The sequence below is a fragment of the Amycolatopsis alba DSM 44262 genome (genome assembly GCF_000384215.1).
GTDB classification, from domain to species: Bacteria; Actinomycetota; Actinomycetes; order Mycobacteriales; family Pseudonocardiaceae; genus Amycolatopsis; species Amycolatopsis alba.
Genome location: NZ_KB913032.1, coordinates 9168424 through 9180953, shown reverse-complemented (window position 1 = coordinate 9180953; position 12530 = coordinate 9168424). Strand labels below are relative to the sequence as shown.

Annotated in this window: 9 protein-coding genes; 2 read left to right on the top strand and 7 right to left on the bottom strand. The window is 70.3% G+C overall.

Annotated features, from left to right (window positions below; translation table 11 throughout):
* The first annotated feature begins 125 nt into the window (after nt 1-125).
* A complete protein-coding gene (locus tag AMYAL_RS0142235; RefSeq protein ID WP_020637358.1) occupies nt 126-446 on the top strand; it encodes a hypothetical protein in 321 nt (106 codons plus the stop codon).
* Nucleotides 447-645: 199 nt separating this feature from the next.
* On the opposite strand, the gene AMYAL_RS0142230 is transcribed toward AMYAL_RS0142235, so the two are convergent.
* Both AMYAL_RS0142230 and AMYAL_RS0142225 read right to left on the bottom strand, forming a co-directional pair.
* Entirely contained in the window at nt 646-2757 is a 2112-nt protein-coding gene (locus AMYAL_RS0142230; RefSeq protein WP_020637357.1) for a 3-hydroxyacyl-CoA dehydrogenase NAD-binding domain-containing protein, read from the bottom strand.
* Nucleotides 2757-3992: a thiolase family protein gene (locus AMYAL_RS0142225; protein WP_020637356.1), complete on the bottom strand. Its 1236-nt coding sequence runs from the start codon at nt 3990-3992 to the stop codon at nt 2757-2759. Before AMYAL_RS0142225 ends, AMYAL_RS0142230 begins: the two co-directional genes overlap by 1 nt.
* Nucleotides 3993-4177: 185 nt before the next feature.
* Here AMYAL_RS0142225 and bla point away from each other — a divergent pair, with 185 nt between their 5' ends.
* A complete protein-coding gene (gene bla / locus AMYAL_RS0142220) occupies nt 4178-5101 on the top strand; it encodes a class A beta-lactamase (protein WP_063712278.1) in 924 nt (307 codons plus the stop codon).
* A gap of 58 nt (nt 5102-5159) precedes the next feature.
* On the opposite strand, the gene AMYAL_RS0142215 is transcribed toward bla, so the two are convergent.
* From AMYAL_RS0142215 to AMYAL_RS0142195, 5 genes are all read right to left on the bottom strand, one after another.
* Nucleotides 5160-5747 carry a D-alanyl-D-alanine carboxypeptidase family protein gene (locus tag AMYAL_RS0142215; RefSeq protein ID WP_020637354.1) on the bottom strand — a complete coding sequence of 196 codons (588 nt, stop codon included), beginning with the start codon at nt 5745-5747 and terminating at the stop codon, nt 5160-5162.
* A 156-nt stretch (nt 5748-5903) separates the two neighbouring features.
* The gene (gene atzF, locus AMYAL_RS0142210; protein WP_020637353.1) at nt 5904-7526 is read right to left on the bottom strand and encodes an allophanate hydrolase; all 1623 of its coding nucleotides are present in this window, start codon (nt 7524-7526) and stop codon (nt 5904-5906) included.
* Nucleotides 7523-11089, bottom strand: coding sequence for an urea carboxylase (gene uca, locus AMYAL_RS0142205; protein ID WP_020637352.1), 3567 nt, complete (start codon nt 11087-11089; stop codon nt 7523-7525). Before uca ends, atzF begins: the two co-directional genes overlap by 4 nt.
* Nucleotides 11086-11697 carry an urea amidolyase associated protein UAAP2 gene (locus tag AMYAL_RS0142200; RefSeq protein WP_020637351.1) on the bottom strand — a complete coding sequence of 204 codons (612 nt, stop codon included), beginning with the start codon at nt 11695-11697 and terminating at the stop codon, nt 11086-11088. The genes uca and AMYAL_RS0142200 overlap by 4 nt, the downstream gene beginning before the upstream one ends.
* Nucleotides 11694-12527, bottom strand: coding sequence for an urea amidolyase associated protein UAAP1 (locus tag AMYAL_RS0142195; RefSeq protein WP_020637350.1), 834 nt, complete (start codon nt 12525-12527; stop codon nt 11694-11696). The genes AMYAL_RS0142200 and AMYAL_RS0142195 overlap by 4 nt, the downstream gene beginning before the upstream one ends.
* Nucleotides 12528-12530: the final 3 nt, after the last annotated feature.

Here is a 12530-nt window from a genome sequence, read left to right as displayed (position 1 = left end):
AACGGGCGGTGTCCGGACGGCCAACGATCAGCGCTGTGTGACGATCGTCCCTGTGGAGGAAGACGTGAGCGGACCCCAGGCGTCCAACCGGTTGCTCTGAGTACTCGGCGCCGTCGCCGCGGGACATGGTGCCCGCGCCGCTGGGCAAGCGGGAACTCTGCGGGATCCAGCTGGTCGTCTACATCGAGACCGACGAAGGAATGACCCTCGCCGCGCAGGCTCTCCGGGACGACCCGAAGGCCCGCCGTGTGCTGACCGAAACCAAGGCGGAGGCGTACGAGCGCTTCAAGAAGATCTTCGCGGACCGGCCGGAACTGGTGAAGCTGGTGCATCTCGTGCCCGTCGCGGGAACCGATCCCGAAGCGTGGGCGACGAGCTGCGGCAGCGATTCCCCGAGTCGAAGAAGGTCGACATCCTCGACCCCGCGGGGGTCGCGGCCAAGATGAAGACCACGCCCCCGCCCTGTCCGCCTTCCGGGGAACGCTGACAGCCCGTCTCCCAGGGGGATGGCCGGGGAGACGAACTTTTCCCGTACCAGGCCAAGGATTTCACGAAAACGCAGCCGATCGCCACAAAACTCACGAAAAGCGCAGAAAGCCACCGCCTGCGATCAGCGGATCGCCGACGGTGGCCTTCTGTCTTGGCTCAGGAGAGCGGCACGCTCGCCACACCCGCGGCCAGGAACGGCTTGCCGTTGACCTTTTCGGACACGCCCGCCCGGTCCAGGTACGGCGTGATGCCGCCCAGCCAGAACGGCCAGCCCGCACCGAGGATCAGGCACAGGTCGATGTCCTGCGCCTCGGCCACCACGCCCTCGTCGAGCATGATCCGGATCTCCTCGGCGATCGCCGCCAGCGCGCGATCACGCACCTGCTCGGACGTCGACGGCGAGTCGCCGCGCTGCCAGAGCTCGTCGACCTCGGGGTCGACGGTGGCGTTGCCCTGAGCGTCCCACTGCCAGACGCCCTTCTTGCCCGCCTTGACGAAGCGGTCGAGGTTCTCGCTGACGGTGAACCGGTCCGGGAACGCCCCGTGCAGGGTTTCCCCGACGTGCAGGGCGATCGCCGGGCCGACCAGCTGCATCAGCGTCAGCGGGGTCATCGGCAGGCCCAGCGGTTCCAGCGCCTTGTCCGCGACCTCGAACGGCGTGCCCTCGTCGACGGTCACCAGCACCTCGCCGAGGAAACGCAGCAGGAGCCGGTTGACCACGAACGCGGACGCGTCCTTCACCAGCACGCTCGACTTCTTGAGCTGCTTGCCGACCGCGAACGCGGTGGCCAGCGCGGCGTCGTCGGTCTTCTCCGCGCGGACGATCTCCAGCAGCGGCATCACCGCGACCGGGTTGAAGAAGTGGAACCCGACCACGCGCTCCGGGTGCTTGAGTTCCGAAGCCATCGCGGTGATCGACAGCGACGAGGTGTTCGTCGCCAGGATCGCCTCGGGGGACACGTACTGCTCCAGGTCGGCGAACACCTTCTGCTTGACGCCCAGTTCCTCGAACACCGCTTCGATCACGAAGTCGGCGTCGGCGAACGCGGCCTTGTCGAGCGATCCGGTGACGAGCGCCTTCAGCCGGTTCGCGCCGTCCGGCGAAACCCGCTTCTTGGCCAGCAGCTTGTCGATCTCACCGTGCACATAGGACACACCCTTGTCGACCCGCTCCTGGTCGACGTCGGTGAGCACCACAGGCACCTTGAGACGGCGGACGAACAGCAGCGCCATCTGGCTGGCCATCAGGCCCGCGCCGACGACGCCGACCTTGTTCACCTTGCGCGCCAGCGCCTTGTCCGGCGCGCCCGCCGGCCGCTTGGCGCGCTTGTTGACCAGGTTGAACGAGTACAGCCCGGCGCGCAGCGTGTCGTCCATGAGCAGTTCGGCGAGCCCGTCGGTCTCGGCCGCGTAGCCGCGGTCGAGGTCGTTCTCACGGGCCAGCTCCAGCAGCTCGACGGCCTTGGTCGCGCCGGGGGACGCGCCCTTCGTCCGGCCGTCCACGATGGCCTTGGCGCGGCCGATCGCGGCGTCCCAGCCCGCGCCGCGGTCGATCTCGCGGCGGGCGGGGGTGATCTCGCCGTTGACGACCTTCGCCAGCCACAGCAGGGACTGTTCGAGGTAGTCGGCCGAACCGAAGACCTCGTCGACGATGCCGAGCTCGGCCGCCTGCGCGACCTTCAGCATCTTGTTCTGTGCCAGCGCGTTCTCGATGATCACGGTGACCGCGGCGTCCGGGCCGATCAGGTTCGGCAGCAGCTGCGTGCCGCCCCAGCCGGGGAACAGGCCGAGGAAGACCTCGGGGAACGCGATCGCGGGGGTGTTCTCCGAAAGCGTCCGGTAGTGGCAGGAGAGCGCGAGTTCGAGCCCGCCGCCCATCACCGCGCCGTTGATGAACCCGAAGGTCGGGATCTCGGTCTCGGTGAGGCGGCGGAACACGTCGTGCCCGGTCTGCGCGATTTCCCGCGCCAGCGCCGGATCCGCGACCGCTTCGACGCCGGAAAGGTCGGCACCGACGGCGAAGATGAACGGCTTGCCGATGACCGCGATCGCCGCGGGCTCGGCCGCGAAGGCGGTGTCGATCGCGGCGTTGAGGCTCACCAGGCCCTGCGGGCCGAAGGTGTTCGGCCGGGTGTGGTCGTGGCCGTTGTCCAGGGTGATCAGCGCGACCGGCTTGTCCAGCCCCGGAACCTTCACCAACCGCGTGACGGCGTTGGTGACGACCTCGTCGGGGAAGGCGGCTTTCGCCTGCTCAGCGGTGAAAGTCATTACTTCGCCCCCTCGGAGTAGGCCGGGTTCTCCCAGATGACCGTGCCGCCCATGCCGATGCCGATGCACATGGTGGTCAGGCCGTAGCGCACGTCGGGGCGCTCGGCGAACTGGCGCGAAAGCTGTGTCATCAGCCGGACACCGGACGACGCGAGCGGGTGGCCGCACGCGATCGCGCCACCCCACTGGTTGACGCGCGGGTCGTCGTCGGCGATGCCGAAGTGGTCGAGGAACGCGAGCACCTGGACGGCGAACGCCTCGTTGATCTCGAACAGGCCGATGTCGTCGATCGACAGGCCGGTGCGCTTGAACAGCTTCTCGGTGGCGGGCACCGGGCCGATGCCCATGACCTCCGGCTCGACGCCGGCGAAGGAGTAGCCCACCAGGCGCATGCCGATCGGCAGGCCGAGTTCGCGGGCGGTGTCCTCGTCGGCGAGCAGCGCCGCGGTGGCGCCGTCGTTGAGACCGGCCGCGTTGCCCGCGGTGATCCGGCCGTGCGGGCGGAACGGCGTCTTCAGCCCGGCGAGCGTCTCGAGCGTGGTGCCAGGGCGCGGCGGCTCGTCTTCGGTCGCGAGGCCCCAGCCCAGTTCCTTCGAACGGGTGGCGACCGGGACCAGCTCGGGGCCGATCTTGCCGGTCTTCACGGCCTCGGCGTACTTTTCCTGGCTGCGCGCGGCGAAGGCGTCGGTGCGCTGCTTGGTGATCGCCGGGAACCGGTCGTGCAGGTTCTCCGCGGTCTGGCCCATCACGAGCGCCGTCGGGTCGACGAGCTTGTCGGCGATGATGCGCGGGTTCGGGTCGACGCCCTCGCCCATCGGGTGGCGGCCCATGTGCTCGACGCCGCCGGCGATGGCGATGTCGTAGGCGCCGAAGCCGATCCCGCTCGCGGTCGTGGTGACCGCGGTCATCGCGCCCGCGCACATCCGGTCCAGCGCGAAACCGGGCACCGACTTCGGCAGGCCCGCCAGCAGCGCCGCGGTCCGGCCGATCGTCAGGCCCTGGTCCCCGATCTGGGTGGTGGCGGCGATCGCCACCTCGTCGACGCGCTCGGGCGGCAGCTCGGGATGCCTTCGCAGCAGTTCACGGATGGCGTTGACGACGAGGTCGTCGGCACGGGTGCCGGCGTAGATGCCCTTGTCGCCTGCCTTGCCGAAGGGCGTTCGCACCCCTTCGACGAAGGCGACATTGCGTACCGACCGCGCGTTCGGCGCGAGCGGTGTTGCTCCTGCGGCCACGAATGCTCCTGAAGTAGAGGTAGTCCTGACCGCACCCTAACCCCGGTTACCCGTCGGTAACCAGGAAGGTGGCCCGGTCGAGTGGGGGAAGGCACACTCACGGGTTGATCCACCTCGGCCGCTTGGCCGATCCGGCGGGCGTGGGGAAGTTGCTATGTTCGAAGTGATCAGGGGGAGGGATCACGATGACAAGGCCGGGGCTTGCCGTCACCCGCCGAGCGCTGCTGGGGATGGCGGTGCTCGTGCCGCTGGCCGCCTGCACCCGAGGAGCGCCACCCGCGCCGTCGTCCGTTCCCGCGCCGCCACCACCGCCGCCTTCACCCACGCGGCAGTTCCACGACCGGTTGCTGGCGCTGGAGAAGAAGTTCGACGCCAGGCTCGGCGTGTACGCGCTCGACACCGCGGGCGGCGGCACGGTCGAGCATCGCGCGGACGAGCGGTTCGCGTTCTGCTCGACGTTCAAAGGGGTCGCGGCGGCCGCCGTCCTGCAGCGCAATCCGCTGTCGCACCTGGAAACCCGGATCAGCTATTCACGGGACGACCTGATGAAGCACGCTCCGGTCACCGGGCAGCACGTGGCCACCGGGATGACGATCCGCCAGCTGTGCGACGCCGCCATCCGGTTCAGCGACGGCACGGCGGGCAACCTGCTGCTGCGGGACCTGGGCGGTCCCGCCGAACTGACGGCGTTCACGCGCGGCCTCGGTGACACCGTCACGCGGATGGACCGGATCGAACCGCTGATCACCGAAGCCACCCCAGGGGATCCACGCGACACCACGACACCGCGGGCGTTCGGCACCGACTACCAGCGGATCCTGCTGGGCGACACGCTGGAGACCGACAAACGCGACTTCCTCCGCGACCTGCTCCAGCGCAACGCAACCGGCGCCGAGCGGATCCGTGCGGGCTTGCCGCCCGGCTGGACCATCGCCGACAAGACCGGGACCGGGGACTACGGAACGCTGAACGACATCGCCGTCGTGTGGCCGCCTGGCAAGCCGCCGATCGTCATGGCCGTCATGTCCAGCAAGGCGGCCAAAGACGCTCCTTACGACCAGGCGCTGCTCGCGGAGACCGCGAAGTACGTCGTCGAGAAACTCGCGTGATCAGACGCGGATCTCGCGTGCTTGGAGCCGGAACTCACGTGCTTGCGCGAGTCTCGGGCTAGTTGCCGGTGGCGCTGGGCAGCCGGGGCGGGCAGCCGCCGGTGGCCCAGGCCGGGTCGTACTCGAAGTGCCATTTCTCGTTGTCGTAGCGACGGCACCAGCCGAGCGCGCCACCGTTCTTGTCCACCCAGGCCGCCGAATTCTGCGGCTGGATGTCGACGGCGATTCCCTTGACGTGCATGGACGTCTCCGGCTGCAGCGCCCACTTCTTGGCCTGCTCCACCGAGCCGAACCGCTGGACGGCCTTGTCGAACTCCTGCTGCTGCTGGCTCCGGCTGCGCTTGCCGTCGTTCACGCACAGTTCGACGTTCTGGGCTTTGGCCTTGGCGCGCAGGGTGTTCCACGCTTCGATCACGTCCGGGCGCATCCCGGAGGTCGCCTCGTCGACGTACCGTTTGTCGACGGCGCACGTCGGGCCGGTGTCAGGTCCGGGGACTTCTTCGAGGATCGCGAGCGGGTGCCCGCTCACCTGCTTGACGGCGAAGCCTGTGGCGCCCAGCGACACCATCGCGATCCCGACGAGGCCCAGCGCCACGAGCACGCTGATCGCGGTCCTGCGGCTGGAGGAGGATGTGGTGGACACCACTCCGAAGCTACCTCGCGCCCGGCGGGCCGCCAGGGTTTGTGACCTTCTTCCCAGAATGCCCCGGTATGCCAACCAAACCGGAAACGCCCTGGTCCGGCCGGTCCGTGAAGGACTCCTTGAGGGACTCAGAGTCCCTCAAGGAGTCCTTCACGGACTTCAGGCAGGTGAGTGGCTCAGGTACCCGAGCCAGCCGCCGTGCCGAGTGATGTCCTCGGCGCCGGTGACCGCGGCCGGTTCACAGACGAACCCGGACACCTCGCTCCCGTCGGCCAGCCGCACCTTCCCGATCGCCAGCGGCGCGGGGACCCCGGCCACGAACGCCCCGAACCCCGCGAGCGGCAGGTCCCAGACCTCGGCCTCGATCGCCGCGCCTGCCGAAGCGACCCGGACGAGGCCGGGTTTCGGCGGCACGGTGTCCAGCGCGTAGAGCCGGTACTCGGCCGCCGTCGGCCCCGCGGAAACGAACCGGCCGCCCCGCGAGGTCAGCTCGTGGTTCAGCGGCTGCCCGCGCAGATGGGCGCCGACGACCGCGATCCGCGTCTGCGGCGGTACCAGGCGGGCGACGTCGGCGAGGATCCGGTCGGCGTACGCGGCCCCGACCAGCATCACCCCGAACGGCAGCCCGCCGACCGTTCCGGACGGCACGGCCAGCGACGACAGGCCCAGCAGGTTCGTCGAGTTCGTGAACCGGCCCAGCCGGGCGTTCACGCCCAGCGGATCGGCCTGGACCTCGGCGATCGTCGGATGCTCCGTCGTCGTGGGCAGCAGGAGGCAGTCCACGGAGGACAGAACGGCGGACGCTTCCCGCGAAAGGCCGTCGAGTGTCGCGAGGTCGGTGAACACCCGGTGTGCCGGGATGTCCTTGGCCGCGCCGATGATCTGCCGCACGGCCGGATCGACAGCGTCCGGACGCGCGTCGACGAACTCGCCGACCGCCGAATACCGCTCCGCCACGAAAGCGCCCTCGTACAGCAGGCGCGCCGCGGCCAGGAACGCCGATATGTCGACAGGGACCAGCTCCGCGCCCGCGTCACGGAAGTCGCGAGCCGCGGCGGAGAACGCCTCGGCCCACCCTTCCTGAAGCGGGCCGAGCTCCTGAGGCACACCGATCCGGAAAGGACGGTGCACGACCGGAAGGTCACGGGGCTCGCTCAGGCAGGCGAACGCCGCCGTCGCCTCGTCGACCGTCCGCGCGAACACGGTCACGCAGTCGATGCTCGCGCACGCGGGCACGACGCCGGTCGTCGGCAGCAGCCCCCGCGTCGGCTTCAGCCCGACGATCCCGTTGAACGCCGCCGGGACCCGGCCGGAGCCCGCGGTGTCGGTGCCCAGCGCGAGATCCGCGATCCCGAGCGCCACGGCGACCGCCGACCCCGAACTCGACCCGCCCGAAACGTACGCCGGGTCGATCGCGTTCCGCACCGCGCCGTGCGGGCTGCGCGTGCCGACCAGTCCCGTCGCGAACTGGTCCAGATTGGTCGTGCCCAGGATCAGCGCCCCGGCCGCCCGCAGCCGCGCCACCACCGGCGCGTCCTCGTCCGGCAGGTAGGCGTACTCGGGGCACGCCGCCGTCGTCGGCAGCCCGGCGACGTCGATGTTGCCCTTGACCGCGGCCAGTTTCCCGTACAGCGGCAGGGATTCCCCGGCGGCCCGGCGCGCCTCCAGCTTCTCCGCGTCGGCGAGCACGTCCGCCTCGGGACGCAGATCGATCCAGATCTCGGGCCGGTCGACCCGCGCGATCCGGTGGTACGCGGCGCGCACCCGCTCCAGCACACTCATCCCGCGCTCCTTCCCAGAACCGCCAGCGGGGTGCCGGGGGCGACCTGATCGCCGGGCGAGACGAGCACTTCGACGACCTCCCCGGCGGCGGGCGCGGGGATCCGCGCCTCGGTCTTCATCGCTTCGAGGATCACCAGCGTCTCCTCGGCGCCGACCTTCTTGCCCGGCTCGACGTCCACCCGCCACACGGTCGCGGCGAACGGCGCCTCGACGACGTGCCCGCCGGGCGGGGCGACGACCTTCTTGGTCGGAACCTTCGCGCCGACCGGTTCGGGGCGAGGGTCGAACTCACCCGCCGCGGCCCACGCCTGCCGCTCCGCCTCGAACGCCGTGCTCTGCTTCTCCCGGAAAGCGGCGATGTCGGCGGCGTTGTCGGCCAGGAACCGCTCGTGGTCGGCCAGCGCGAACTCGCCGTCGGTGATGTCGAGTTCCAGTTCCCCGGCCGAGCTCTGCGCTCGCAGGTCCAGGAGCTCCTCGGCGGTGACGGGATACCACGAGATCCGGTCGAAGAACCGCAGCAGCCACGGCGAACCCGGCTCGAAGGAGCCGCGTTGCCGCCAGCCGCTCCACACCTGCACGGTCCGCCCGACGAACTGGTACCCGCCGGGGCCTTCCATCCCGTAGATGCACAGGTACGAGCCGCCGATGCCGACCGAGTTCTCCGCCGTCCACGTGCGCGCCGGGTTGTACTTCGTGGTGACCAGCCGGTGCCGCGGGTCCAGCGGGGTGGCCACCGGCGCGCCGAGGTAGACGTCGCCGAGGCCGAGCACCAGGTACTCCGCGTCGAACACCGTGCGATAGACGTCGTCCACACTGGACAGACCGTTCACCCGCCGGATGAACTCGATGTTCCACGGGCACCACGGCGCGTCGTCGCGCACGCCGGCCATGTACCGCTCGATCGCCTCGCGTGTCGCCGGGTCGTCCCACGACAACGGCATCCGCACGGTGCGGCTCGGCACCACGAGATCGGCGGTGCGCGGCAGATCGTGCTCCACCTCCTGGACGAGCCCGAGCAGTTTCGGGACCGGCAGGACGTCCGGGTCGACATGGACCTGCAGCGAGCGGATGCCCGGCGTCAGGTCGACGACACCGCCGAGACCTTCCGCGCCCAGCCTGTCGGCGAGGGCGTGGACCCGCATCCGCAGGGCCAGGTCGAGTTTCATCGGCCCGTACTCGATCAGCAGGTTGTCGTCGCCGCTGCGCCGGTAGGTGACCTCGGGGTTCTCGTCCGATGTGGACAGGCGGCCGAGGATCCCGCCGTCGTCGATCGGCTTCCGGGTCGCCTTGACCGCCGAGTTCGGCGAGGTGCGCAGCGAGCCGGCGTGCTCGGTGGTGATCGGCACGAACCGCACGGTGTCACCCGGCCGCAGCTGGCCGAGCTTCCAGCGCTGCGGTGTCACCACGGTCGCCGGGCAGACGAAACCGCCGAGGCTCGGCCCGTCCGGGCCCAGCAGGATCGGCAGGTCGCCGGTGTAGTCCACGGCGCCGATCGCGTACGGCGTGTCGTGGATGTTCGACGGGTGCAGCCCCGCCTCGCCGCCGTCCTCCCGCGCCCAGCGTGGCCGGGGCCCGACGAGCCGGACGCCGGTCCGCGCGGAGTTGAAGTGCACCTCCCAGTCGGTGGCGTAGAACGTCTCGACGTCGTCCGGGGTGAAGAACTCCGGCGCCGCGTGCGGTCCTTCGGACGCACCGATCTCCCAGTGCGTCGCGAACACCGGACGGTCGGCCTCGGGAACCGGGCCCGCGACGGCGTTCTCCGGAACCGGTCCGGGGGAGAGGACGTCACCGGTCGCCAGCGCGCGGCCGCCGTGCCCGCCGAAACCGCCGAGCGTGAACGTCGCCGCGCTGCCGAGGAAGTCCGGTACGTCGATCCCGCCGCGGACGAGGACGTACGCGCGGAGCCCGGCGGTACCGGTGCCGACGTCGAGCACGCCGCCTGCCGGGACTTCGACCGGCGTCCACTGGGGAACGTCGTGCCCGTCCAGGGTGACCGGGGACGGCGACCCCGTGACGCAAACGATTGCGTCGTGGGTGAACCGCAGCGATACACCGTCCACAGTGCACTCAAGACCCGGCGCGCCCTCGGGATTGCCCAGCGCGCGGTTGCCCAGGCGCAGCGACAGATCGTCCATCGGCCCGTTCGGCGGGACCCCCACGTGCCAGAACCCCAGCCGCCCCGGCCAGTCCTGGACGGTGGTCATGGTGCCGCCCCGCCGGACCTCGATCCGCGGTTCGGGATCGGTGATCTCGTCGAGCGTCGCGGTGTCGTGCGTGACGTCGCCGAGTCGCTGGTCCGCGGCGACCGCGCGCAGCTGCCCGAGGTTCGTGCGCACGCCGTCCACCCGGCTTTCGCCGAGCGCGGCACCCAGCGCGGCCAGCGCCTCGGCGCGGTCCGCGCCGACGGTGATCACCTTGGCGAGCAGGGGGTCGTAATGCGTCGTCACCTTCGCGCCGGCTTCGACCCAGGTGTCGACCCTGACCCCTTCGGGGAAGTCGGCGCGGGTCAGCAGCCCCGCGCTCGGCCGGTGCCCGGCGGCCGGGTCCTCGGCGTAGACCCGTGCTTCGACGGCGTGCCCGCGCGGTTCCGGCGTGGTGGCGAACATCCCGGTGTCGCCGTCGGCGAGCCGGAGCATCCACGAGACCAGATCGATGCGATAGACCGCTTCGGTGACCGGATGCTCGACCTGCAGCCGCGTGTTCACTTCGAGGAACGCGGCCTCTTCGCGAACCGGGTCGTAGATGAACTCGACCGTCCCGGCCGACCGGTAGCGCACCGAAGCGCAGAGACCGACGGCGGCCGAGACCAGTTTTTCGCGCACGGCTTCGGGAAGACCAGGGGCGGGGCACTCTTCGAGCACCTTCTGGTTGCGCCGCTGCAGCGTGCAGTCCCGCGTGCCCAGCGCCAGCACCGCACCCGCGCCGTCGCCGAACACCTGGACCTCGACGTGCCTCGCGTGGGTCACGAGCCGTTCGAGGAACACGCCCGAGGTCGAGAAGCTCTTGGCGGCGATGCTCTGCACCGCGTCCCAGGCTTCGCGGAGTTCTTCGGCGGACGTGCAGGCACGCATGCCGATCCCGCCGCCACCGCCGGTGGCCTTGAGCATCACCGGGTAGCCGATCCCGGCCGCCGCGGCTTCGGCGTCGGCGAGGGTGTCCAGCAGGCCGGTGCCCGGCAGCAGCGGGACACCGGCTTCGACGGCCTTGTCGCGGGCGGTGTGCTTGCTGCCGAAGACTTCGAGGTGGTCCGCCGTGGGACCGGCGAACCGGATCCCGGCGGCTTCCACCGCCTTCGCGAAGGCCGCGTCCTCGGACAGGAATCCGTAGCCGGGGTGGATCGTGTCCGCCCCCGTCTTCAGCGCGGCTTCGATGACGGCGTCGCCGAGGAGATAACTCTCCCTCGACGGCGCCGGGCCGAGCCGGACGGCTTCGTCGGCAAGCCGTACGTGCGCGGCCGTGCGGTCGGCGTCGGAATAGACGGCGACCGTCGGAATGCCCATCTCCCTTGCCGTCCGGATGATCCGGACCGCGATTTCCCCCCGGTTGGCGACGAGCAGTTTCACGCGTCACCGCCGGTGACGACCATGCGGACGGCGGTCGGGTCGAAACCGTTGCACGGGTTGTTGATCTGCGGGCAGTTCGACACCAGCACCAGGACGTCGGTCTCGGCGCGCAGTTTCACTTCCATTCCGGGCGCGGAGATGCCGTCGACGATGCCGAGCGTGCCGTCCTGTTCGACCGGGACGTTCATGTACCAGTTGACGTTGCTGACCAGGTCCCGTTTGCCGAGGCCCCATTTCGCGCCTTCGGTCAGGAAGTTCTCGACGCAGGCGTGCTGGTACCGCGTGTGCTGGCCGTAGCGGAGGCTGTTGGACTCCTTGCTGCACGCGCCGCCGATCGTGTCGTGCCGCCCGCAGGTGTCCGCGACGACGGTCAGCAACGGGTCGCCCTCCCCGGTGCGCAGCACACTGCCGGTGGTGAGGAAGATGTTGCGCTGCGCGGAGATCGTGGTCGCCGCGCTGTACCTCTTCGCCGGGTCGGCGGCGTCGTAGCAGAGGAAGTCGACGGCCTGGTTGCCGCCGAGGTCGATGATCGCGAGTGTCTCGCCCTTGCGGAGAACGGTGGAGTACGGCGCCCGTGCGGCGACCTCGGTATCGGAGATGATGGTCATGCCTGGCTCCTGGCGGTGAGGTAGTCGGCGGTGTTCTCGAAGGCGCGCTGGGCTTCGGGCGACGCTGTCCACTCAGGACTGTCCGGTGTGGACGGCTCGCTTCGCTGGGCGAGGACGCGCAGCGGGGTGACCGTGTAGTCCGGGCGCGGGTCGAGCGGATGCGCCACGTTGGCGATCAGGACGACGACCGGGAGTTCGGTGCGCAGGACGACGGACTTGCCCGGCCCGGCCGAACCGGTGAACGTCAGCCCGCCGTCGGTCTCGACGTGGACGCCCTGGAAGAAGGACAGGCTCGGCGGCAGATCGCGAGGGAAGAGGCCGTGTTTGGCGGCGGCCAGGGTGAACAGCGCGTTTCCCGAAGGCGAGCCGCCCTGAGGGCTGCCGTCGCCGTAGCGTTCGCTGTTCCCGTCCACAGTGGACGTTCCGCAGAGGGCGTCGTGCTTGCCGCTCTCGTCGGTGACGACGGTCGCGAGAACACGGGCCTGGTCCGAAAGCAGCGCGATGGCTTCGCCGAGATAGGCGTTCCACTGGACCTTCACCGTGTCCGCGACGTTCAGCCGCTCCCACGGCTGATCGGCGTTGAACAGCAGCAGATGCGCGCAGGCGTCGCCCTCGACGTCGGTCAGCCGCAGTTCGGTGCCGCGGGCGAGGACCTTGTGGGTGTAGCCGCCGCCGGCGACGGTCTCGGCCCAGACCAGTTTCGCCGGGTCGATCCCGGACGGCGGATCCGGCCAGGTGGACGCCGGGATGGCGGGCATCGCTTCGGTCACCGTGCCTGCCTGGGCGCGGGCGTGGTCGCGAGCGCCGTACGTGGTCGATGTCGTGCTCATGGA